24 protein-coding genes are annotated in these 23921 nt (G+C 57.6%); 7 read left to right on the top strand and 17 right to left on the bottom strand.

The window, feature by feature from the left end:
* Positions 1–6: 6 nt before the first annotated feature.
* The 6 genes from tal to pdxA form a co-directional block, all read right to left on the bottom strand.
* Complete coding sequence (gene tal / locus BHE81_RS21595; RefSeq protein ID WP_014599125.1) at positions 7–957, bottom strand: transaldolase; 951 nt, start codon at positions 955–957, stop codon at positions 7–9.
* Positions 958–987: 30 nt separating this feature from the next.
* Positions 988–1446: a ribose 5-phosphate isomerase B gene (gene rpiB, locus BHE81_RS21590; RefSeq protein WP_004179338.1), complete on the bottom strand. Its 459-nt coding sequence runs from the start codon at positions 1444–1446 to the stop codon at positions 988–990.
* 28 nt (positions 1447–1474) lie between these two features.
* Positions 1475–1849 (bottom strand): PTS glucitol/sorbitol transporter subunit IIA, encoded by a 375-nt coding sequence (locus BHE81_RS21585; RefSeq protein WP_004140600.1) that lies wholly within the window; start codon positions 1847–1849, stop codon positions 1475–1477.
* A gap of 1 nt (position 1850) precedes the next feature.
* Complete coding sequence (locus tag BHE81_RS21580; RefSeq protein WP_004140602.1) at positions 1851–2870, bottom strand: 2-keto-3-deoxygluconate permease; 1020 nt, start codon at positions 2868–2870, stop codon at positions 1851–1853.
* A 92-nt stretch (positions 2871–2962) separates the two neighbouring features.
* On the bottom strand, positions 2963–4681 hold the full coding sequence (locus tag BHE81_RS21575) for a four-carbon acid sugar kinase family protein (protein ID WP_004224117.1): 1719 nt from the start codon (positions 4679–4681) through the stop codon (positions 2963–2965).
* Between the two features lie 35 nt (positions 4682–4716).
* The gene (pdxA, locus tag BHE81_RS21570) at positions 4717–5724 is read right to left on the bottom strand and encodes a 4-hydroxythreonine-4-phosphate dehydrogenase PdxA (protein WP_004179336.1); all 1008 of its coding nucleotides are present in this window, start codon (positions 5722–5724) and stop codon (positions 4717–4719) included.
* 242 nt (positions 5725–5966) lie between these two features.
* Here pdxA and BHE81_RS21565 point away from each other — a divergent pair, with 242 nt between their 5' ends.
* The gene (locus BHE81_RS21565) at positions 5967–6761 is read left to right on the top strand and encodes a triose-phosphate isomerase (RefSeq protein WP_004211823.1); all 795 of its coding nucleotides are present in this window, start codon (positions 5967–5969) and stop codon (positions 6759–6761) included.
* A gap of 35 nt (positions 6762–6796) precedes the next feature.
* Positions 6797–7759: a sugar-binding transcriptional regulator gene (locus BHE81_RS21560; protein WP_004140612.1), complete on the top strand. Its 963-nt coding sequence runs from the start codon at positions 6797–6799 to the stop codon at positions 7757–7759.
* A gap of 24 nt (positions 7760–7783) precedes the next feature.
* Here BHE81_RS21560 and BHE81_RS21555 read toward each other — a convergent pair whose 3' ends face one another.
* The 7 genes from BHE81_RS21555 to BHE81_RS28345 form a co-directional block, all read right to left on the bottom strand.
* A complete protein-coding gene (locus BHE81_RS21555; RefSeq protein WP_004224112.1) occupies positions 7784–8128 on the bottom strand; it encodes a hypothetical protein in 345 nt (114 codons plus the stop codon).
* A gap of 90 nt (positions 8129–8218) precedes the next feature.
* A complete protein-coding gene (gene cobB / locus BHE81_RS21550; protein WP_004176563.1) occupies positions 8219–9049 on the bottom strand; it encodes a Sir2 family NAD+-dependent deacetylase in 831 nt (276 codons plus the stop codon).
* A gap of 14 nt (positions 9050–9063) precedes the next feature.
* Positions 9064–9975, bottom strand: a complete 912-nt coding sequence (nagK, locus tag BHE81_RS21545; RefSeq protein ID WP_004140619.1) for an N-acetylglucosamine kinase — start codon at positions 9973–9975, stop codon at positions 9064–9066.
* A gap of 48 nt (positions 9976–10023) precedes the next feature.
* Entirely contained in the window at positions 10024–11268 is a 1245-nt protein-coding gene (gene lolE, locus BHE81_RS21540; RefSeq protein ID WP_004176565.1) for a lipoprotein-releasing ABC transporter permease subunit LolE, read from the bottom strand.
* Entirely contained in the window at positions 11268–11969 is a 702-nt protein-coding gene (gene lolD, locus BHE81_RS21535) for a lipoprotein-releasing ABC transporter ATP-binding protein LolD (protein WP_002900798.1), read from the bottom strand. The genes lolE and lolD overlap by 1 nt, the downstream gene beginning before the upstream one ends.
* Positions 11962–13161, bottom strand: a complete 1200-nt coding sequence (lolC, locus tag BHE81_RS21530) for a lipoprotein-releasing ABC transporter permease subunit LolC (RefSeq protein WP_004176566.1) — start codon at positions 13159–13161, stop codon at positions 11962–11964. The genes lolD and lolC overlap by 8 nt, the downstream gene beginning before the upstream one ends.
* Positions 13162–13294: 133 nt before the next feature.
* Positions 13295–13426 carry a hypothetical protein gene (locus BHE81_RS28345; protein WP_004140630.1) on the bottom strand — a complete coding sequence of 44 codons (132 nt, stop codon included), beginning with the start codon at positions 13424–13426 and terminating at the stop codon, positions 13295–13297.
* Positions 13427–13465: 39 nt separating this feature from the next.
* Between BHE81_RS28345 and mfd the strand changes: the two genes are divergently transcribed.
* Together mfd and ldtC are read left to right on the top strand one after the other, a co-directional pair.
* Entirely contained in the window at positions 13466–16912 is a 3447-nt protein-coding gene (mfd, locus tag BHE81_RS21525) for a transcription-repair coupling factor (protein ID WP_020802685.1), read from the top strand.
* A 163-nt stretch (positions 16913–17075) separates the two neighbouring features.
* Positions 17076–18035, top strand: coding sequence for a L,D-transpeptidase LdtC (ldtC, locus tag BHE81_RS21520; protein WP_002900790.1), 960 nt, complete (start codon positions 17076–17078; stop codon positions 18033–18035).
* Positions 18036–18163: 128 nt separating this feature from the next.
* Here the strand turns inward: ldtC and bhsA are convergent, their stop codons facing one another.
* Positions 18164–18421 carry a multiple stress resistance protein BhsA gene (bhsA, locus tag BHE81_RS21515; RefSeq protein WP_002900788.1) on the bottom strand — a complete coding sequence of 86 codons (258 nt, stop codon included), beginning with the start codon at positions 18419–18421 and terminating at the stop codon, positions 18164–18166.
* Positions 18422–18518: 97 nt separating this feature from the next.
* On the opposite strand from bhsA, the gene BHE81_RS28340 reads away from it, so the two are divergent.
* Positions 18519–18674, top strand: coding sequence for a hypothetical protein (locus tag BHE81_RS28340; protein ID WP_004147941.1), 156 nt, complete (start codon positions 18519–18521; stop codon positions 18672–18674).
* Entirely contained in the window at positions 18671–19306 is a 636-nt protein-coding gene (locus BHE81_RS21510) for a TetR/AcrR family transcriptional regulator (protein ID WP_004211818.1), read from the top strand. Before BHE81_RS28340 ends, BHE81_RS21510 begins: the two co-directional genes overlap by 4 nt.
* A 52-nt stretch (positions 19307–19358) precedes the next feature.
* Here BHE81_RS21510 and BHE81_RS28335 read toward each other — a convergent pair whose 3' ends face one another.
* Entirely contained in the window at positions 19359–19481 is a 123-nt protein-coding gene (locus BHE81_RS28335; protein WP_009484243.1) for a hypothetical protein, read from the bottom strand.
* A gap of 68 nt (positions 19482–19549) precedes the next feature.
* Here BHE81_RS28335 and BHE81_RS21505 point away from each other — a divergent pair, with 68 nt between their 5' ends.
* Complete coding sequence (locus tag BHE81_RS21505; protein WP_004150817.1) at positions 19550–21739, top strand: TonB-dependent siderophore receptor; 2190 nt, start codon at positions 19550–19552, stop codon at positions 21737–21739.
* 57 nt (positions 21740–21796) lie between these two features.
* Here the strand turns inward: BHE81_RS21505 and BHE81_RS21500 are convergent, their stop codons facing one another.
* Positions 21797–22336 carry a glycine zipper 2TM domain-containing protein gene (locus BHE81_RS21500; protein ID WP_002900781.1) on the bottom strand — a complete coding sequence of 180 codons (540 nt, stop codon included), beginning with the start codon at positions 22334–22336 and terminating at the stop codon, positions 21797–21799.
* 194 nt (positions 22337–22530) lie between these two features.
* A complete protein-coding gene (locus BHE81_RS21495) occupies positions 22531–23835 on the bottom strand; it encodes an NAD(P)/FAD-dependent oxidoreductase (RefSeq protein WP_002900778.1) in 1305 nt (434 codons plus the stop codon).
* Positions 23836–23921: the final 86 nt, after the last annotated feature.

The raw sequence follows: 23921 nt of genomic DNA, 5'->3' as shown, positions 1-23921 counted from the left end.
CGCGGATTACAACATCTGCTGAATCTGTTGTTCCAGTTTCACCTGATCGACAGCAAACAGTCGGATCCCTTCCGCTAGTTTTTCCACTGCCATAGGATCCTGATGATGCTGCCAGAGGAACTCCGCCTGCGTCATCGGGCTGGGACGGGTTTCCGTCACGCAGCCGGGGGTCAACTGGCGGGTCAACACTCCTTCGCTGGCCGCCAGCTCGTCCAGCAGTGCCGGAGAGATAGTCAGGCGATCGCAGCCCGCCAGCGCCTGGATCTGCTCAATTCGACGGAAGCTGGCACCCATTACCACCGTGTCATAGCCATGGGATTTGTAATACTGATAAATCTGGCGCACAGAGACCACGCCCGGATCGCTGTCCACCTGATAGGCTGACTGCGGCTGGTGCTTCTGATACCAGTCGTAGATGCGGCCCACAAAGGGCGAGATGAGAAAGACGCCCGCTTCGGCGCACGCCCGGGCCTGAGCGAAAGAGAACAGCAGCGTCAGGTTGCAGTTTATACCGCTCTGCTCCAACTCTTCGGCAGCGCGAATGCCCTCCCAGGTGGCGGCGAGTTTAATTAGAATCCGCTCGGGACCAATGCCATTTTTTTCATATAACTGGATGAGCTTGCGCGCCTTCGCGACGCACATCCCGCGATCCCAGGCAAAGCGAGCATCCACTTCGGTGGAGATACGCCCGGGCACATGGCGCAGCGCCTCGCTGCCGATATCCACTGCCACCTGATCGCAGGCGTTAATCAATTGCGTTTCTGCGCTGCCTCCCTGGCGGCGTGCCTTGCCAATCGCATCGGCAATCAGCGGCTGATACTGCGGCAGCTGCGCGGCCTTCAGCACCAGCGAGGGGTTGGTGGTCGCATCCTGGGGTGCAAACTTTTTAATCGATTCAATATCGCCGGTATCAGCAACAACCGTGGTGTATTTTTTCAGTTCGTCTAACTGGCTCATCATCTGTTCCTTATCTTACGACTGCGGAGATTAATCTCTGGCATGCTGGTGTTCGTAATAATCAATACGTTCCACTTTGGGCGCGGATCCGCCGCCTTCATATTCGGACTCAAGCCACGCCTGAATAATTTTTTTGCCCAGCTCAGCGCCAATCACCCGCGCGCCAAGGGTAATAATCTGCGCGTTGTTACTTTTACGCGCTCGCTCGGCGGAGAAGGTATCGTGACACTGTGCGGCGCGGACCCCGGGGACTTTATTGGCCACAATACTCATCCCAATGCCGGTACCGCAGATCAGGATCCCACGCTCGTGTTCGCCCTGTTTAATCGACATCGCCACCGCATGGGCAACATCCGGATAAACGGTACTCCCCTGGCGTTTATCGCTGCTGTAATCCGCGACGTTAATTCCCAACCCATTCAAATAAGCGACGATGGAATCGCGAAAAGCATAGGCGGCATCATCCGCACCAATAGCGATTGTTTTCATGGTTATTTCCTTAATTTAACAGTACGTCTTAATGACAATTCGGGTAAAACGAAATTTGGTCGCCAGGCTGAATAATTTGTGGTGGTTCGCCGTAAAGGTGTACCGTCCCGGGTAATTCAGCGATATCTGCGCCATCAAAATTTAGCGTGATATGGCCAAGCTGTCGTAAATTTGCCGTTGCCACACGGCCTACCGCGGTCACCCGATAATTTTTATCATTTAATTTCATTTGCTGACCAGGCGATAACTCGGCGGTCAGTTCGCTGGCCTGGTGTACAGCGCAATAACTCGCAATATCGTCGGGAACGGCATCGGAGAATAAAATAAGCCGCAGCTCCCGCAGAGAGTACTCAACATATTCCCCGACGGCGGTAATCCGTAATGAATACAACGGCACGCTCATACTATTTGTGTCCTTTGGCGGCAGGGGAAGATAATGTCACGCTCTCTTCACTTTTCACCTCTTTCAGCGGTTCAGCGGCTGGCGCACGCTTTTTCAGCCGTTTATCAAACCAGGCGACCAGTATCGGCGCGGTGATCATGGTGATAATGCTCGCCGTCGCCAGCTGCGCGGTGGCGGCATCCACGTACATCGCCAGCGAAGGATCCGCCTGGGCAACCATCGCCGGCGTCAGCGCCGAGCTGGCGGCGGTGGTTCCCAGCGCGGCGCCCAGCGCGCTTTTCTTCTTCAAAAACAGGTTGTAGATAAAGTAGAACACAATCCCGGTTAGCGCGGAGATAATCCCCAACAGGATCCCGGACAGCCCGGCGGTGAACACCGTATTGATACTGGAGTTGGCGCCGATGGCGAACGACATAATAATGATCACCAGCGGCTGCGCCGCAGCGCATAACTGTTTAAAGCGTTCGTCCAGATTGCCCCACAGCATGCCAATCAGCAGTGGGATCAGCATCGACAGCAGCGCGGCGAAGGGAATATTGGCCAGGCCGCTGACGCCCAGCACCATCATGGTAACAAACGGACCATCCTTGATGCAGAATACGGAGATCGCCCCGGCATCACTGGCATCGCCATAGTTGCTGCACAATGCGATATAGAGGGAGCTGTTCGAGCTGGTCAGGCAGGCAATCAGCGCCAGGGTCGATATTCCGAGAAAACCGCTCGGGCCAAACAACGTTCCCGCAACCCACACCGCCAGTGCCCCGGCCAGACATTTGAGAAACAGCAGCACGGCGCCTTTATAGAGCGGCAACCCGGCCTGACGGATATTGATCGAGGTTCCGCAAATGAGCAAAAATATGCCCATCATGGCGCTGGAACCGACTTTAAATAAGGCGGTGGTCGGGCCGCCAATGCTGAGCACCTGGGGCGCGAAAGTATTAATTAATATAGCCACCAGCAGTGGAATAATAATTAACCCACCGGGCACCTTATTCATTTTTTCAAGTATATTAATATTCATAGGGTAACTCTTAAATTAAGATTTAACAGAGATAACGACGCAATACTACCCTGACGACCATTACGTCGTTTATTAGTTATTAGATTACTGGGTTATTGCTGTGCTTCCTGATAAATTCGGTCAACAATGATGCTAATAATATCTTCCGGTCCGGTTAGCCCTCCTTTCCCGACGCAAATTAAGCCGGCATAATCGCCGCCAATGATCCGCACCATATCGGTTTGCGGGATGACATAGTCAATCATTTCTATTCCGGTGGCGCCCAGCTCTTTTAGTACATTGACCATGGTGTCACCACCGGTCATATACAATCCTTTAATTTCACCCGACGCACAGTTAAGCACCTCGCGCACAATACTGCCCAATCCGTGGTTAATATTTTGCGCAGCCTCACCGTGGGCCAGACCAAATCGCTGCTCCTCTTCCTGAAGGTTTAGCAACCGCCCGGTCAAGGCGGACTCAAAAACAAAGAGCGCGTTGTGCTGCGCCGGAACGCACTGTCGGGCATGCTGCACCACGCGATTGACTTCAATCTCAGCGGCGTTTTTCCGGTCAACCAACAGCTCGGCATCCACCGGGATATGGCAGACCCGGGCATCATTAGCGATCAAATACTGGAGCTGTTTTTTGGTTACTGGCGTTGCGCTGCCGGCAACGATCAAAATCGAGCCGCGCTGGCCGTCCGCTGTCAGGCTCGCGGGCGCGCTGCTCCGCGCTTCGCGCATCAGGCCGCGACGAACCGCCAGCCGTTCGGTAAAGGGCCCCGGATCGACGGCCAGCACGTTCCAGTTCAGGGCCACTACCGCCCCGGCGATGGCATCGACATCGTCGACGGTTATCGCATCGACCACTATCACCCGCACGCCGCGCTGTTGTTGTTCCTGTAAATCCTGCTGGATTTGCCCTTCGCCTTTCATCACCGATGTCAGCGCGATATGCCCGACCTGATGATGGGTCTGCGCCGCCAACAGTCCCGGCACCCACGACTCGGTGACCGGGGTACGTACATCGCGAGCCACATCGGTCCGCGACAGGGCTACCGAATCAATCACCGAGTAACCGCCGACGAGAATACGCCGTGACTGCGGCATCGCCGGCACCACAACCGCCACCGTCTCCTGCGGCAGTTGTTCCAGCATGGCGTCGATTTCAAATCCGATGCCGCCGCGCAGCGTGGTATCAATCCGCTTGGTGAAGTAATGCGCGCCGCGAGCCTGCAGCTGTTTCACCGCAGCGCTCACTTTGTGCTGGGCCTCCGCTTTCGGCAATGGGCGGCTGTCGCTGCTGACCACCATCGCCGGATACTCTACCTCATTTCGGGCGAAGGATTCAGTATCGAAAAACGCGGCGGTTTTTAAACCACTGCGCGCCAGCAGCACCCCGACGGTAGTTGCCCCGGTCAGATCGTCAGCCACGATCCCAAGCTTTCCGCCTTCCCCTTGCGGCCAGACCATCTCAATGCAGGCTGGCGTCACGCCGGAGACGTAGATCCCTTCGTGTATAAATTCCGCCAGCGGGCCGCTTTTACCGGTGGGATGCAGGTTAAGGGTGGGAATTCCCCGCTTCGGATAGAGTCCGCAGCGCAACGTGCCGCCGCAGTCGATGACCATTAAACCAATCTCTTCCGCCGGCGGTTCGCCATTCTTGAATACATCAATGGAAGGCCAGCCGGTCAGTTCGCTCAGGCGGTCGACGACCGGGGGACGGATCCCCCCGGTGATGTACGCAATCTTTTTCCCCTGACCTGGCGTGATAGTCAGCGGCCCGCCCCAGCCCTTACAGCCCTTGCTAATCAACAGATGTTTTTCCATTTCTCTGTCCTCGTGATTCGCATGAACCTCAGCGATTATTGATGCTTCATTTTCCAGTAACGGGCCGCCACCAGCGTCGACTCCAGCATACTGACGGTACCCGCCTTACCGGTACCGGCGATATCAAACGCCGTCCCATGGTCGACGGAGCTGCGCATAAACGGCAGGCCGAAGGTAATGGTGATCGAACGTTCAAAGTCGAGGGTTTTGCAGGCAATATGCCCCTGATCGTGATACAGCGAGAGAATGGCGTCGTAGCGCCCCTGTTTGCCGAGATGGAACACGGAATCGGCCGGAACCGGCCCGATAGCGTTGATCCCCATCTCCTGGGCCGCTTTCACCGCCGGGATCAGATTGTCAGCCTCTTCGTGACCAAACAGACCATTGTCGGAACCATGCGGGTTCAGGGCGGCCACGGCAATGCGCGGATTTTTGATGTTCAGGGCGGTAAATTCATGGTGGATCTGCTGAACGCAGGCCAGCACTCGCGCTTTGTTGGCATAGTCACAGGCTGCTTTTAGCGCCATATGACGGCTCACGAAGAAGACGCGCAGGTTGTGGACGTGGAACATGGTCAGACCGTAATCAGATTGGGTTTCCACCTGATAGATTTCGGTATGGCCCGGGAGCTTACATCCTGCCAGCTTGATGGCTTCCTTATGAATTGGTGCAGTAGAGACCACGTCGATCAGCCCCGCTTTGCCCAGCTCGATCGACTTCATCACATAGTCCAGCGACATTTGCCCCGCCAGTTTCTGCACCTTGCCCCATTCGATACTGTCGCAATCGTAGTCGCCAGTTTCCAGAACATCCAACGTCCCCCAGCTAAAACGGGCCTCCTGCGGATGGGCAATTTTATGGATAGCAAAATCGCAGCCCATGATTTTCATCGCCCGGCTGATAATCGGTACCGAGCCGATCAGGAACGGTTTGCACTCGTCATACACGCTTTTGTCCATCATGGTGGCCACGGTGATCTCCGGGCCGATCCCTGCCGGATCGCCAATGGTAATCGCCACAACGGGTTTTTTCTCTGCTGACATCATGCGCCTCTCATTTTTTCAGTTGATTGTTCATATGTTCAATACCAAATCATATGCTCAAAACATTACCTGATGAATGAGCCGCCATGAGTGATGAAGATCACATAAAAAAATTCATAGATTTTTTTCATCGAAAAATGTGATCTAACATATGTTCATACAGTGATAAAAAGTTCAACCTCAATACAGGGTATGGCCCCGTTTCTGGCAAGCATTTGATTTTATTAAGAGGAGAAGCAATGATGACCCCGATATGGTTAGGAACCAGCTGGAAAATGAACAAGCCGCTGTCCCAGGCCATGGCCTGGTGCGAAACGCTGGCAGCGCGGATGCCGGAGGGCTGTCACCCTGCTATTCAGCCCTTCGTCATTCCCCCCTTCACCGCGATCCAACCCGTCAGCCATTTTCTGCAAACGCATCAGTTACCGCTTCTGACCGGCGCGCAGAATATGCATGAAGCGGATCAGGGCGCCTGGACCGGGGAAATCTCGGCGGCCATGTTGGCAGAAACCGGCGCCACGCTTGTTGAGCTGGGACATTCAGAACGACGCGCCGCCTTTAATGAAAGCGATGCCGCGATTAATCGAAAAGTGCATAGCGCCTTAGGTCATGGCCTGCGCCCGCTGATCTGTATTGGCGATAGCGCCGAGGAGAAACGCTGGCAGGTGTCGCGTGAAAGCGTGGTGCGGCAGATGAAGATCGCCCTGTATGGCCTGAGCCACCAGCAGGCGCTGCGGACCCTGATTGCGTATGAACCGGTGTGGGCCATTGGCGAACATGGTACGCCCGCCTCACCGCAGGAGGCGGGTGTCATTCATCAGGCGCTACGTCAGGCGCTTTGCGAGCGGTTTGGTCACGAGACGGGAACCCGTATCCCGCTGCTCTATGGCGGCAGCGTAACGCTGCAAAACGCGGTGGAATTGCTGCGCCAGCAGGAGATCAATGGGTTGTTTATCGGCCGCGCGGCCTGGGACGCGCAAGGCTATTGCGACATTGTTCAACGCGTTACACAGGAATTTATTTTGCAGGCGCAGTAATATAAAAGGGACACCAGAGATGGAAATTCCAGGCCATGATTGAACAAGACTCAGATTACGCCCTGCTCACTGAAATTGCGGTGGCTTATTACGATCAGGAACAAACGCAGGAAGAGATCGCCAAACGATTCGGCATTTCGCGTATCAAAGTCGGGCGCCTGCTGAAAAAAGCGCGCCAGGAAGGGATTGTTGAGATCAGCGTCAAATACCATCCGGTCTTCAGCTCCCAGATTGAGCAGCAGTTTATTTCGCACTTTGGCATTAAGCGCGCGCTAATTGCCCTGGATCACCATGATGAAGATGAACAGCGCCAGCAGGTGGCGGCCCTGGTCAGTAACTACCTTGCCGGGGTGTTAAAAAACGATATGACCGTCACCGTTGGTCAGGGGCGCAATGTGGCCGCGGTGGCGAATCACGTTGGCGTGTTTCCTGAGCGCCACTGCCGCTTTATCTGCGGCATCGGCGGAACCAAGCGTGACAATCAGCTGATTGACGCCGACCACATCAGCCGGAATCTGGCGCGCAAATTTAACGGCTTCAGCGAAACGCTTTACGCCCCGGCCTATGTGGAAACCCCGGAGCTGCGCGCGGCCTTTATGCAAAACCGCCTGATTAAGGCCACGCTCGAACAGGCCAGCAAAGCTGACGTGGCGATCATCGGCCTCGGCGATATGAATGAAAACAGCTTTATGGTGCAGCTCGGCTGGTTTACGCCGCAGGAAATTGCCACCGCGCGTCAGGAACAGGGGGTGGTGGGCGATCTGGCGGGGTACAGCTTTTTCAATATTCAGGGCAAACCCGTCGATACGGTGATGAATGACCGGGTCATTGGCTTAAGTCTCGAACAGCTGCGGGCCATTCCCTGCGTCATCGCTATCGCCTCCGAAAGTACGAAAGCGACGGCGATCCTGGGGGCATTACGCACCGGGGTTATCGATGTGCTGGCTACCAGCGCCTCGAACGCCCGTTCGGTCATTAATATGCAAAAGGCGCTATAAATAAGCCACGGCGCAGGCGGCGGATCAGCGTTGACCGCCGTCGTGCTGGCCTTTGCCCTTCCCTTTTTCGGCTCGCCGCTGCACAAAATCTTCAATGATGCCGACAACCCAGTTGAGAGGTTTCCACAGCACCACCAGCAGCAGCAACGGGCCGTATATTCGCACACCGCCCGTCGCGACCTGACCGGTGAACAGCAGGGCTAAGATATCCAGCAGCAGGCACAACGCGCTGCCAGTGCCGAGGAACAGACATAGCAGGAAGAGGATCGGTCGGCTATCGACATGTAGCGGTAAAGCGCGCTGGCTCCAGACGCCAACGATAATGGCCGCGATCAACATGATCGCTTCGATAACCAGCGGATTATGCATGGTCTGACTCCTGTCATGACGTGACATCCTTGTCAGCAGCGCTGCCGGCGGCCGTGGGCTGCGCCCTGGCTACCGGCAGGCGGCTTCAGTTTACAGCGCGTTTTCCTGCAGCAGCTTATCGATAAAGGCAGGCACCACTTCGCTTGCCAGCCCGTAGTGCTTCTCGGCAAACTCGCTGCCCACCTGGCTGGGCTCCAGGTTCAGTTCAACGGTATGGGCGCCGTGCAGTCGCGCCTCGTGCACAAAGCCAGCCGCCGGATAGACATGGCCGGAGGTGCCGATGGCGATAAAAATATCTGCGTCGGCCAGCGCGCTGTAGATCTCATCCATCCCCAGCGGCATTTCGCCAAACCAGACCACATGCGGACGCAGCGCCGCCGGGAACTGGCAGCAGTGGCACTTGTCCTCGGCGGTGACGTCGCCGGTCCACTCCAGCACCTGGCCGCTCCACGAGCAGCGCACCTTTAGCAGCTCGCCGTGCATATGGATCACCCGGCGGTTGCCGGCGCGCTCGTGCAGATTATCAATATTCTGGGTGACCAGCAGAAAATGGTCGCCCAGCAGATCCTCCAGACGCGCCAGCGCCAGATGCGCCGCGTTCGGCGCGATTTCCGGACTCTGCAGCTGACGACGACGGGCGTTGTAGAACGCCTGCACCAGCGCCGGATCGCGGGCGAAGCCTTCCGGCGTCGCCACATCTTCCACCCGATGCTCTTCCCACAGGCCATCGGCCGCGCGGAAGGTTTTGATCCCCGACTCTGCCGAGATGCCCGCGCCGGTTAACACCACCACTCTCGGTTTTGCCATCGCTTCAGGCTTCATCCTGTCCTCCCTAAAGAAAATCCGCTGACGCAGACGGTCACGCAACCGACGTTTATTGCGACGAAAACGGCTCAATCGATGTAAACGGCGCGACTGCATAGCTACCTCTGTGATTAATGGGTCAGGTGAAGGAAGGCCGCACCGCGCATTCCCCCGGCATCGCCGTGGCGCGCGCGCTCAATGCGCGGAACCCTGGCGACCGGCAGAAGATGGCGCGGCAATCGTTGCGCCAGCCCTTCGCTAATGGCCGTAAAGTTAGATAATCCACCGCCGAGCACCAGCAAATCCGGGTCGACAATGGTCAGTATATTCCCCAGACACACCGCCAGCAGATCGAGATAGCGCTCAACGTGCGCCTGCGCGCGCGGATCGTGCTGCTGCCACTGCGCCACAATCTCCGGCGAGGAGAGCGGTTGCTGATAAAAATGTTCGTACAGCCAGGCGAAACCGCGACCGGAGAGATAATTTTCAATACAGCCCAGCTGGCCGCAGCCGCAGCGCAGCAGCGGAAAATCGCGCCCAACCACCTCCAGGGCATCCACCGGCAGGCGAATATGACCGAACTCGCCGGTGATATAGCTATGTCCGGTAATCGATTTACCGTTCAACACCAGGCCGCCGCCCACGCCGGTGCCGAGGATCAATCCCATCACCAGCGGGTATTGCGTAAACTCATCGTCCCACGCTTCCGACAGCGCGAAACAGTTGGCGTCATTATCGAGACGCACATCGCGCCCCAACCGCGCGCTGAGGTCAGCGCGCAGCGGCCGGCCGCTGGCGGCTGGCACGTTAGCGGCATACAGCGTGCCGTCCGCCGTTTCCGGCATTCCCGGAATACCGATCCCGACCGAACCCTGCTGGTCGAAGCGCTCATCGGCCTCGCGGACCAGCGCCTCTACCGCCTGGAGAAAATCCTCATAACTACTTTTCGGCGTGGCGACGCGTTTTTCCCACTGCAGTCGCCGCTCCTGATTAAATACGCCCAGCGCTATCTTGCTGCCGCCAATGTCAAATCCATAATACATTTCAGCAATTCCTCTTGTGTCGTCAGCCAGGCCGACGATGACGATAAATTACTGGCCACTCAGCACCCTCGCCGGGTCGATGCGGCTGGCGCGGCGGGCGGGATACCAGCTGGCCAGCAAACTCAGCAACAGTGCTGTCACCAGCACATAAAAGACGTCCAGCCAGTGCAATTCTGACGGCAGGAAGTCAATAAAATAGATGTCGCCGGAGAGGAATTTATGCCCAATCAGGTATTCGATGCCGTTGATGATCGACGTCAGGTTCAACGCGCAGATCACGCCGATCACCACCCCAAACAGGCTGCCTACCGATCCGGCTAATAAACCATACCACACGAAAATCGCGCGAATTAAGCCGTCTTTTGCGCCAAGCGTGCGCAGCACCGCAATATCGCCGCTTTTGTCTTTGACCGCCATCACCAGCGTCGAGACGATGTTAAAGCAGGCCACACCGATCACCAGCACCATCGCCAGGTACATAATGGCGCGGATCATCTGGATGTCGCGATACATATAGCCATAGGTGCCGATCCAGCTCTTGATGTAGACGTAGCTGTTGGTCACCTCGCCGGCGTCGCGTACCAGCTTGTTAGCATGGAAAACGTCGGTGACCTTGATGGCGATGCCGGTCACGCTGCCACCCATCTCCAGGTACTGCTGCGCATCCTGCATCGGGATCATGGCAAAACTATGATCGAGCTGGCCGCTCAGCTGTAAAATTCCGGTCACATGCAGCCTGACGCGTTTTGGCTGCAGCAGCTGATGGTCGGCGTCGGCATTAGGGATCATGATCGACACCCAGTCCCCCTGCTTCACGTGCAGGGCATCGGCGACCCCTTTGCCCAGGATCACTTGCTGTTCGCCAGCCTTGAATCCGGCCCACGCGTTATTCTGCACAAAGGTAGGCAGCGCGCTGAGCTGGCTCTCCTGCTGCGGGTCGACGCCTTTCACCTGGATGGCGCGCATATTGCTGCCGCTCTCCACCAGGCCGGTGAAGTTAATATAGGGCGCTGCCGCGACAATCCCCTTCACCTTCTGCACCTTCGCCAGCGCTTCCTGCCAGTTATTCCACGGCTGATTCACGGGTTCGATTTCGCCGTGCGGTACCACCGCCAGCACGCGGTTATTCAGCTCGCGCTCAAAGCCGTTCATCGCGCTGAGGCCGACGATCAGCACCGCCACCCCCAGCGCAATGCCGATGGTGGAGATCACCGAGATCAGCGACACCATGCCGCCGCGCCGCCGGCCGCGGCTGAAACGCAATGCAATCAGTAACGATAACGGAGACGCCATTACTCGGCCCCCATCAGGGTCAGGTCGGCGGTCAGACGGCCATCGCGCATCTCCAGCTGGCGGCTCATGCGCTTCGCCAGCTGCAGGTCGTGGGTCACCACCAGAAACGCGGTGCGCTGCGCGACGTTCAGTTCGCCCAGCAGCTGGAAGATGCTGTCGGCGTTGCGAGCGTCGAGGTTACCGGTTGGCTCGTCCGCCAGCACCAGCCGCGGTTTATTCACCAGCGCGCGGGCAATCGCCACCCGCTGGCGCTCGCCGCCGGAGAGCTCCGACGGACGGTGATGGCTGCGGTGTTCAAGCCCGACCGCCTGCAGCATCGCTTTCGCCTGGCGTTCAATATCCGCCGGCTTCTTTTTGCCAATCAGCAGCGGCATCGCCACGTTTTCCAGTGCGCTAAAGTCCGGCAGCAGATGGTGGAACTGATAGATAAAGCCCAGCTCGCGGTTACGCAGGTCGGCGCGCGCGGCGGTGGATAGCTTGCTCATCGGCTGACCGGAGAAAATCACGTCGCCAGAGGTGGGCGTATCCAGGCCGCCGAGCAGATGCAGCAGCGTACTTTTGCCAGAGCCGGAGGTGCCGACGATAGCCATCATCTCGCCTTCACCAATGCTGAAGCTGACATTGTGCAGGACATCGGTTTGCACATTGCCTTCCTGATAGCGTTTGCACAGGTTGTCGCATTGCAGCAGGATCTTATTCATAACGTAAAGCCTCAGCGGGTTGGGTGGCGGCAGCGCGCCAGGAAGGGTACAACGTAGACAACAGGGCCAGCACCATCGCCACCAGGGCGATAACAATGACCTGCAGCGGCTCAATCGCCACCGGCAGCGCCGCGCCGTCAAGGAAGGCGCCGATGATCGGCATTAAATTATTCAGCTGGCTGGCCAACAGGGCGCCAAGCACCGCTCCCAGCAGCGCGCCGACGATCCCGGCGCTGGCCCCCTGCACCATAAAGACGGCCATAATCTGCCGCGGCGTCAGCCCCTGGGTCTGGAGGATCGCCACTTCGCCCTGCTTCTCCATCACCATCATCCCCAGCGAGGTAATAATGTTGAAGGCCGCGACGGCGACGATCAGGCTCAGCAGCAGGCCCATCATATTTTTCTCCATGCGCACCGCCTGGAACAGTTCGCCCTTGCGCTCGCGCCAGTCCTGCCACTGAGTTCCCGGCGGCAGCGTCTGCTGACTCAGGGTGTCGACCTGCAGCGGTTTATCCAGCCACAGGCGCCAGCCGGTGATATTCCCCAGCGGATAGCGCATCAGACGGGAGGCGTCGTCGATGTTGGTCAGCATCTGATAGCCATCGACTTCGCTGTTGGCGGCGAAGGTGCCGATGACCGTGAACAGACGCTGGCTCGGCACGCGGCCCATCGGCGTAAACTGACTTGCGGAAGGAACCATCACGCGAATTTTATCGCCGCGATTAACCCCCAGCTGGCCCGCCAGCTGCTCGCCGAGAATAACGTTATATTTGCCCGCCTGCAGATCGCTCTGTTTGACGTTCACCAGGTATGGAGTCAGGGGATCGTTCTGCGCCGGATCAATGCCCAGCATAACCCCGACCGCCACGCTGCGCGCACTCTGCAGCACCACGTCGCCGGTGGTGATCGGCGCTACGCGGGTTACTCCATTAAGTTTCGCTTCGCGCTCCGGCAGTTGCTGAGGGTTCACCGAACCCTGTTTGGCGCTAAGAATGGCCTGTGGCATCAGCCCCAGGATGTTGTTTTGCAGCTCGCGTTCAAAGCCGTTCATCACCGACAGGACTGTCACCAGCGCCATTACGCCAAGCGTAATACCGATAGTTGAGAGCCAGGAGACGAAACGACCGAAGCGGTCGGCTGCGCGCCCGCGCATATAGCGTAGGCCGATAAAGAGTGCGGCAGGTTGGTACATGTCATCCATCTGGTTGCTGATAGCCGATGCCCGAGTATATAAGCGATTAGGGGCAGCGTAAACGACTGATACATGACGACTTTATTAGCAATAAACCTAAAAACCAAGTAAATACAAACGGATAGATAAGTACTTACTTATTTATCTTTACGCTTATCGACAGCGCTGACCTTTCTTCACCCAATACGCGATGGCAATTCGGGTTGGCGAATCCAGACCAATCGCGGATAATCTCACTATTGAATATCAGCGAGTTGCCCTCCATATCGGCAGAGCGAATCCCTAAGAGATCATGAAACCGTCTATGCCTGAACAATATCGATACTCATTGCCGGTCAAAGCCGGCGATCAGCGCCAGCTTGGCGAGTTGACCGGCGCAGCCTGCGCCACCCTGGTGGCGGAGATGGCCGAACGCCACAACGGCCCGGTGGTGCTGGTGGCGCCTGACATGCAAAACGCGCTGCGTCTGAACGACGAGATCAGGCAGTTTACCGACAGCATGGTGATGGGGCTGGCGGACTGGGAAACGCTCCCTTACGACAGCTTCTCGCCGCATCAGGACATCATCTCCTCCCGTCTTGCCACCCTTTACCAGTTACCCACCATGCAGCGCGGCGTACTGATCGTCCCGGTCAGCACCCTGATGCAGCGCGTCTGTCCGCACAGCTTCCTTCACGGCCACGCGCTGGTGATGAAAAAGGGCCAGCGCCTGTCGCGCGATGCGCTGCGCGATCAGCTGGAGGGGGCCGGCTACCGCCATGTCGATCAGGTGATGGAGCACGGCGAATATGCTACCCGCGGCGCGCTGCTCGACCTGTTCCCGATGGGTAGCGATCAGCCCTACCGCCTTGATTTCTTTGACGATGAAATCGACAGCCTGCGCCTGTTCGACGTTGACAGCCAGCGCACGCTGGAGGAAGTGGCGGCCATTAACCTGCTGCCGGCGCACGAGTTCCCCACCGACCAGACCGCTATTGAGCTGTTCCGCAGCCAGTGGCGCGACCGCTTTGAGGTGAAGCGCGATGCCGAGCACATCTATCAGCAGGTCAGTAAAGGGACGCTACCTGCCGGTATCGAATACTGGCAACCGCTGTTCTTCAGCGAGCCGCTGCCGCCGTTATTCAGCTATTTCCCGGCCAGCACGCTGATCGTCAACACCGGCGATCTCGAGGCCAGCGCGGAGCGATTCCAGAATGAAGCCCGCGCCCGCTTTGAAAACCGCGGCGTCGACCCGATGCGCCCGCTCCTGCCGCCTGAGCTGCTGTGGCTGCGCAGCGATGAGCTATTCAGCGAACTGAAAAAATGGCCGCGCGTGCAGCTGAAAACCGAACGTCTGGCGGACAAAGCGGCAAATACTAATCTGGGCTACCAGACGCTGCCGGACCTCGCCGTCCAGGCGCAGAACAAAGCGCCGCTGGATAATCTGCGCCGCTTCCTCGAGTCCTTTACCGGTCCGGTGATCTTCTCGGTGGAAAGCGAAGGCCGCCGTGAAGCGCTGAGCGAAATGCTGGCGCGGATTAAAGTTGCGCCAAAACATGTGCTGCGTCTGGAGGAAGCCACCGGCAACGGCCGCTATCTGATGATTGGCGCTGCTGAGCACGGGTTTATCGACAGCCAGCGCGGCCTGGCGCTGATTTGCGAGAGCGACCTGCTCGGCGAGCGGGTGGCGCGCCGTCGTCAGGATTCGCGACGCACCATTAACCCTGACACTCTGATTCGCAACCTCGCCGAACTGCATATCGGCCAGCCGGTCGTTCACCTGGAACACGGCGTGGGCCGCTACGCGGGCATGACTACCCTGGAAGCCGGCGGCATCACCGGCGAATATCTGATGCTGACCTACGCCAACGATGCCAAGCTATACGTTCCGGTATCGTCCCTGCATCTTATCAGCCGCTACGCCGGCGGGGCGGAAGAAAACGCCCCCCTGCACAAGCTGGGCGGCGATGCCTGGACCCGGGCGCGACAAAAAGCGGCTGAGAAAGTACGCGACGTGGCGGCCGAGCTGCTGGATATCTACGCCCAGCGCGCGGCGAAGGCGGGTTTTGCCTTTAAACACGACCGCGAACAGTATCAGCTGTTCTGCGACGGTTTCCCATTTGAAACCACGCCGGATCAGGCGCAGGCGATCAACGCCGTCCTCAGCGATATGTGCCAGCCGCTGGCCATGGACCGCCTGGTATGCGGCGATGTGGGCTTCGGCAAGACCGAAGTGGCCATGCGCGCCGCCTTCCTCGCCGTGGAGAACCACAAGCAGGTGGCGGTGCTGGTGCCGACCACCCTGCTGGCTCAGCAGCACTATGACAATTTCCGCGATCGTTTCGCCAACTGGCCGGTACGCATCGAAATGCTCTCCCGCTTCCGCAGCGCTAAAGAGCAGGCGCAGATCCTCGAGCAGGCCGCGGAAGGCAAAATCGATATCTTGATCGGCACCCACAAGCTGCTGCAGAGCGAGGTGAAGCTGCGCGATCTCGGGCTGCTGATCGTCGACGAAGAGCACCGGTTTGGCGTGCGGCATAAAGAGCGCATCAAAGCGATGCGCGCTGATGTCGATATCCTGACCCTCACCGCCACGCCGATCCCGCGGACGCTGAACATGGCGATGAGCGGGATGCGCGATCTGTCGATCATCGCCACGCCGCCGGCGCGCCGCCTGGCGGTGAAGACCTTCGTTCGCGAATATGACGCCCTGGTGGTGCGCGAGGCGATCCTGCGCGAAACGCTGCGCGGCGGCCAGGTCTACTATCTGTTTAATGACGTTGAGAACATCCAGAAAGCCGCCGACAAGCTGGCGGAGCTGGTGCCGGAGGCGCGGATCGCCATCGGTCACGGTCAGATGAGGGAGCGCGAACTGGAGCGGGTGATGAATGACTTCCATCATCAACGCTTCAATGTGCTGGTGTGCACCACCATCATCGAAACCGGGATCGACATTCCCACCGCCAACACCATCATCATCGAACGCGCCGACCATTTTGGCCTCGCCCAGCTGCACCAGCTGCGCGGCCGCGTTGGCCGTTCGCATCACCAGGCCTATGCCTGGCTGCTGACGCCGCATCCGAAAGCGATGACCACCGATGCGCAAAAGCGCCTCGAGGCCATTGCGTCGCTGGAGGATCTCGGCGCCGGCTTTGCGCTGGCAACCCACGATCTGGAGATTCGCGGGGCCGGGGAACTGCTTGGGGAAGATCAGAGCGGTCAGATGGAAACCATCGGTTTCTCCCTGTATATGGAGCTGCTGGAGAACGCAGTCGATGCGCTGAAAGCCGGGCGTGAACCCTCGCTGGAAGATCTCACCAGTCAGCAGACGGAGGTTGAACTGCGCATGCCTTCCCTGCTGCCTGATGATTTCATCCCTGACGTCAATACGCGCCTGTCATTCTATAAGCGCATTGCCAGCGCCAAAAACGAACAGGATCTGGAGGAGATCAAAGTCGAGCTGATCGATCGTTTTGGCCGCCTGCCCGATGCCGCCCGCAACCTGCTGGATATCGCCCGTCTGCGTCAGCAGGCGCAAAAGTTAGGGATCCGCAAGCTGGAAAGCAACGAAAAAGGCGGCGTGATCGAATTTAACGAGAAAAACAACGTCAATCCGGTGTGGCTGATCGGCCTGCTGCAAAAGCAGCCCCAGCACTTCCGCCTGGACGGTCCCACGCGCCTGAAGTTCATGCAGGACCTGGAGGAGCGTAAGACGCGGATGGACTGGGTTCGCCAGTTTATGCGTCAGCTAGAAGAGAACGCCGTCGCCTGACTGGCAGGAGATACGGCCCCGCTGCCGTATCTCCCTTCCCACATACCTCGCAATCTTTACAAACATTTTGCAATCCGCCTGGATTTCCCCACACAGACTCACGCCATAATCTCATCTGCTTTTCGTATAAAAATAACCACTTACATATTTTGGAGTTATGGTAATGAGAAACCGTTTCCCCGTGACGCTTTGGCTGACGCTAGTCGCGTTAGTCGCCGCGCTGGCCCTCCCCGCGCGCGCTAACACCTGGCCCCTTCCCCCGCCGGGCAGCCGGCTGGTGGGTCAGAATCAGTTCCATGTGGTACAGGATGACGGCGGTTCGCTGGAAGCGATTGCCAAGAAGTACAATGTCGGCTTCCTGGCCCTGCTGCAGGCCAATCCCGGGGTTGACCCCTATGTTCCGCGCGCCGGCAGCGTGCTGACCATCCCCCTGCAGACGCTGCTGCCCGATGCGCCGCGCGAAGGGCTGGTGATTAACCTCGCCGAACTGCGCCTCTATTATTACCCGCCGGGCAAGAATGAAGTGACCGTCTACCCAATCGGCATCGGTCAGCTGGGCGGAACCACCATCACACCGACGATGGTCACAACCGTGTCCGACAAACGGGCCAATCCGACCTGGACACCTACCGCCAACATTCGCGCGCGCTACAAGGCTATGGGGATTGAGCTGCCGGCGGTAGTGCCTGCTGGTCCTGACAATCCGATGGGCCATCACGCCATCCGCCTCGCCGCCTATGGCGGAGTCTATCTCCTGCACGGCACCAATGCCGATTTCGGCATCGGTATGCGCGTCAGTTCCGGCTGCATTCGTCTGCGCGATAACGATATCAAGGCGCTGTACAACACTATCTCGCCGGGCACGAAGGTGAACATTATCAACACGCCGATCAAGGCGTCGGTTGAGCCGGATGGCCGCCGTCTGGTTGAGGTCCATCAGCCGCTGTCTGAGCATATCGATGACGACCCGCAGACCCTGCCCATTACGCTTAATGCGGCCATGACTGCGTTCAAACAGGCGCCGCAGACCGACGGGACGGTGATGGAGCGCGCGATGAATTATCGCTCGGGCATGCCGATTGACGTCACCCGTCATGCTGAGCCTGGACCGCAGTCGCTGTAGTCTTACGCTGCATAAAACAAAAAACCCGCCTGATGGCGGGTTTTTTGTTGGCAAGGGTCAAACAGGGGTACAACAGGGTCTTACTCATCGCCGTCCGGTGAAGGGGGCCGGGCAGCGACGCATCGGGCTTACTTGTAGATAACGGCGGTACCGTGAAGGGTATTCGGACCGGTTACCGAAGTAATACGATATGAAGTGGCGCCCATCTCATCCGCTTTCTGCGCCAGCTGGTCTTCCAGCGAGCCCAGGTTAGTCCCGGCAGAAGCAGAGATGGTGCCTACTTTATGCTGTCCTGCAGGGGTGGACTGCACCTCTACAGCGGCAAAGCTGGCGAAAGAAAGGGAACTTAAAACGGCGGCAATAGCCAGAGTATTAACGGTTTTCATGATTATTATACCTGTGCAGATGAATTTTATAGTAGGGTCGCAAGCATTAACTTAACGATCGATAGGTAAATAATAATGTGATCTATGTCACACGTCAATGCATTTTTATAACGATCGTTTAACTATTTATAAAATGCTTAAATTTCATACATATATGAATTATTTATTTTTAAACCGACAGCGCTGGCCCCGGCGATCGTTTATTTTTATAATGGCCTTTCACCAAACCAACATAGGTACAACGGCACCATGACAACTGACGTTCAAAGTTGCGCCAAAAAAAGCCGTGGCCGACCGAAGGTGTTCGACAGGGATGCGGCGCTGGACAAAGCCATGACACTCTTCTGGCAGCACGGCTATGAGGCGACCTCGCTCGCCGATCTGGTCGAGGCGACAGGAGCAAAAGCCCCCACCCTGTATGCGGAATTTGTGAATAAAGAAGGCCTATTCCGCGCAGTGTTGGATCGTTACATTTCGCGCTTTGCCGCGAAGCACGAAGCCGTGCTGTTTGCCGAGGGAAAATCCGTCGATCGCGCGTTGCGTGACTACTTCACGGCGGTCGCCACCTGCTTTACCAGCAAAGAGACGCCGGCCGGCTGCTTTATCATCAATACCTCCGCCGCGTTGGCCGCCTCCTCGACGGATATCGCCAATACCATCAAATCCCGCCATGCGATGCAGGAGCAGGCGCTAACCCAGTTTCTGCAGCAGCGGCAGGCGCAGGGCGAACTGCCCGCGGGCCGCGATGTCGCGCAGCTGGCGCAATTTCTTAACTGCGTTCTGCAGGGGATGTCGATTAGCGCCCGGGAAGGCGCGGATTTCGACAAGCTGATGCAAATCACCGATACCACTCTCCGTCTCTGGCCGCAGGTCCTCGGGTCCTGATGCGCCCTGCTTCCGGCGGTATTCTGCCGCCGGATCCGCTCTCCTGTTGGCTTTATCCCCACAAAATAGATTGATTTTTATTATCTTTTCTCGCGCAAGATAAACGCAAATGATATTGATTGCGATATTCATTATGTGCAAAATCCTTTTTTGAGTTTTTCCAGATGTTTCGCATTGTAACGAATACCGGCCGACGCCGGCCCATAACAACGACAAAGCAACTTGCTCATAAAAGGAATGGATATGAAAAAGCGCCTCTGGGTGCTCCACCCTCTGCTGCTGGCCAGCACGCTGCCTGCGCTGGCGGCTCAGTCTGATGAAGACAGCATCATCGTTAGCGCAAACCGCACCCATCGCACCGTGGCCGAAATGGCCCAAACCACCTGGGTCATTGAGGGCCAGGAGATTGAGCAGCAGGTCCAGGGCGGGAAAGAGTTCAAAGACGTGCTGGCGCAGCTGATCCCCGGCATCGACGTCAGCAGCCAGGGGCGGACCAACTATGGGATGAACATGCGCGGGCGCGCGATCGTCGTGCTGATTGACGGCGTCCGGCTCAACTCCTCACGCACCGACAGCCGCCAGCTCGACGCCATCGATCCATTCAACATCGAACATATCGAAGTGATCTCCGGAGCGACCTCGCTGTACGGCGGGGGCAGTACCGGCGGGCTTATCAACATCGTTACCAAAAAGGGGCAGCAGGATCGTCAGGTCGATCTCGAGGTGGGCAGCAAGAGCGGTTTTGCGAACAGCAACGATCATGATGAGCGCGTCGCGGCGGCCGTCAGCGGCGGAACAGACCACGCATCCGGCCGCTTGTCGGTAGCCTATCAGCGTTTCGGCGGCTGGTACGACGGCAATAACGATGCGCTGATCCTCGATAATACCCAAACGGGGCTCCAGCACTCTGACCGCCTCGACGTGATGGGGACGGGGACGATTGAGATCGATGATAACCGCCAGCTGCAGCTGGTCACCCAGTATTATAAAAGCCAGGGCGATGATGACTACGGTCTGTGGCTCGGGAAGAACATGTCCGCGGTCACCAGCGGCGGCAAAGCGTATACCACCGACGGGCTCAATTCCGACCGTATCCCCGGCACCGAACGCCATCTGATCAGCCTCCAGTACTCCGATGCCGACTTTTTCGGCCAGAATCTGGTGAGCCAGGTGTACTATCGCGATGAGTCCCTCACCTTCTATCCGTTCCCGACGCTCACGAAAGGTCAGGTCAGTAGCTTCTCCTCGTCGCAGCAGGATACCGATCAGTATGGGGCCAAGCTGACCCTCAACAGCCAACCGCTGGCGGGGTGGGATCTCACCTGGGGTCTCGACGCCGATCATGAGACCTTTAATGCCAACCAAATGTTCTTCGATCTGCCACAATCGATGGCCTCCGGCGGGTTGCACAACGAATCGATCTACACAACCGGCCGCTACCCGGGATACAGTATTTCCAATGTCGCGCCATTCCTGCAGTCCAGCTACGATCTGAACGATATCTTTACCGTCAGCGGCGGGGTACGCTACCAGTGGACCGAAAACCGGGTCGACGACTTTGTCGGCTACGCCCAGCAGCAGGATATCGCCAACGGCAAAGCGCGCTCCGCCGACGCCATCAAAGGCGGCAAAACCGATTATGACAATTTCCTGTTTAACGCCGGGATCGTGGCCCACCTGACCGAGCGTCAACAAACCTGGTTTAACTTCTCGCAGGGTGTCGAGCTACCGGACCCTGGTAAATACTATGGCATCGGTAAATATGGCGCTGCGGTGAATGGTCATCTGCCGCTGATCTCCAGCGTCAACGTCGATGACTCGCCGCTGCAGGGGATCAAAGTTAACTCGTACGAGCTGGGCTGGCGCTACACTGGCGATAACCTGCGCACCCAGCTGGCGGCGTACTACTCGACCTCGGATAAGACCATTGTCGTCAACCGCACCGACATGACCATCGACGTTCAGTCCGACAAACGGCGTATTTACGGCGTTGAGGGGGCGGTCGACTACTTTATTCCGGATAGCGACTGGAGCGTCGGCGGTAACTTTAACGTGCTGAAATCCCAGGTGCAGACCGACGGCCGCTGGCAAAAATGGGACGTCACCCTCGCCTCGCCGTCTAAAGCCACCGCCTGGGTGGGCTGGGCGCCGGATCCGTGGAGCCTGCGCGTGCAGAGTCAGCAGGTATTTGACCTCAGCGATGCCGCCGGCAACAAGCTGGAAGGCTATAACACCGTCGATTTTATCGGTAGTTACGCGCTGCCGGTGGGGAAACTGACCTTCAGTATCGAAAACCTGCTTAACGAAGACTATGTCACTATCTGGGGCCAGCGCGCGCCGCTGCTCTACAGCCCAACCTACGGCAGTTCATCGCTGTATGAGTACAAAGGTCGTGGCCGCACCTTTGGTCTGAACTACGCCTTAACCTTCTGATAAAAAAAGCCCCTCAGCCTGAGCGATTGAGGGGCTAATCACTACACAAATCTGTTTTTAGATTTTGTTGTTCAGGACCAGCTGGCCGTTGTTGTCCAGCGGGATCTGGCTGCCGGGATCGTGATCCATGCGGATTTTCCCCTGCTGATCGCCTATCTTATAGGTCACATCGTAGCCGAGCATTTTATCGGATTTGTCATACACCGTTTTGCAGCGCTGCTGGGTGGTGGTGTAAGTATCGTTGTCCTGCATCGCGCCCTGGATCTGGTTGCCTGCATAGCCGCCGCCCAGCGCACCTACAACCGTCGCCACGCTGCGTCCGTGACCGCCGCCAAACTGGTGGCCAATCACCCCGCCCGCCACCGCGCCCAGCACCGAACCGGCGATGCGGTTTTCATCCTGTACCGGACGACGATGAGTCACCGTGACATTGCGGCATTCCTGACGCGGCGTTTTCACGGTTTCTTTAATCGGTGTACTGGAGACCACTTGCGCATACTGCGGGCCGCGATCCAACACGTTGAGACCAGCGACAGCTGCAACGCCCAGCGCGGCAGCCACGCCTATCCCTATACCCGCCAACATAGATTTATTCACGGGAGTTCCTCCTTTGTTGCTGTTGATACAATTTTGCAACCGGAGCCGGGAGGGCGCAAATCAGATAGCGGATGAAAAGTGCGAGAATTCGCTGCAAATCAAAGGGATTCAGAGGATTCCGAGGGGGATCTCTGCGGTTCCAGCAGAAGAGCCCGGAGGCGCCCTCAGAGCGCGCCTCCGGGTCGCGACAGCGATTAGTGCAGCTTCAGGCGCGGGCGAATGATGCGGTTGATGCGCCCGACCAGCATCATCAGGCCGGTCTTGAAGTAACCATGCAGAGCAATCTGGTGCATACGGTACAGGGAGATGTACACGAAGCGCGCAATGCGCCCTTCCACCATCATCGAACCGCGCATCAGGTTACCCATCAGGCTGCCGACGGTGGAGTAATTTGACAGCGACACCAGCGAGCCATGGTCTTTATAGGTGTATGCCTTCAGCGGTTTGCCTTTCATCTGCGCCAGGATGTTGTTCAGCGCGCAGGTAGCCATCTGGTGCGCCGCCTGGGCCCGCGGAGGCACAAAGCCGCCTTCCGGACGGGCGCAGGAGGCGCAGTCGCCGATGGCGAAAATATCCGCATCGCGGGTAGTCTGCAGCGTCGGCTCGACCACCAGCTGATTGATACGGTTGGTTTCGAGGCCGCCGATCTCTTTCATGAAATCTGGCGCTTTGATCCCCGCCGCCCAGACCATTAGATCCGCCTCAATATATTCGCCATCTTTAGTGTGCAGGCCGCCCGCATCCGCGCTGGTGACCATGGTCTGCGTCAGAACCCGTACGCCCAGCTTAGTCAGCTCATTATGCGCTGCCCCGGAAATGCGCGGCGGCAGCGCAGGCAGAATGCGCTCACCCGCCTCGACCAGCGTGACGTTCAGCGCTTCGTTGGTCAGCCCTTTGTAGCCGTAGCTGTGCAGCTGTTTCACCGCATTGTGCAACTCAGCGGAGAGCTCCACGCCGGTGGCGCCACCGCCGACGATGGCGATATTTACTTTACCGTTAGCGCCGAGGTTAGCAGAGTATTTAAGGAACAGGTTGAGCATTTCCTGATGGAAGCGACGCGCCTGGTGCGGGTTGTCGAGGAAAATGCAGTTCTCTTTTACGCCAGGGGTATTAAAGTCATTCGAGGTACTGCCCAACGCCATGACCAGCGTGTCGTACGGCAGTTTACGCTCAGCCACCAGCAGCTCGCCTTTTTCATTGCGCAGCTCGCCGAGGGTGATGGTTTTCCCTTCGCGGTTGATATCAACCACCGAGCCCAGCTGGAACTGGAAACCGTGGTTGCGGGCATGGGCCAGATAGCTCAGCGCATCAACGCCTTCATCCAGAGAACCGGTGGCCACTTCGTGCAGCAGCGGCTTCCACAGATGGCTGTGGTTACGGTCCACCAGGGTGATTTTCGCTTTCTTATGGCGCCCTAACTTTCTCCCCAGCTGAGTTGCCAGTTCCAGTCCGCCAGCGCCGCCACCCACAATTACGATTTTTTTCAATGGCGTAGTCATGTGTACCCCTAAAATTATTAACCAATTGTTAAATAAAAGTTATTGAAATAGCCTTTATTTAACAACAAGTTACGTTAATGAAACCA

The sequence above is a fragment of the Klebsiella sp. AqSCr genome (assembly GCF_008452795.1).
GTDB lineage: Bacteria > Pseudomonadota > Gammaproteobacteria > Enterobacterales > Enterobacteriaceae > Klebsiella > Klebsiella pneumoniae.
This window is presented reverse-complemented; position numbering and strand designations above follow the sequence as displayed.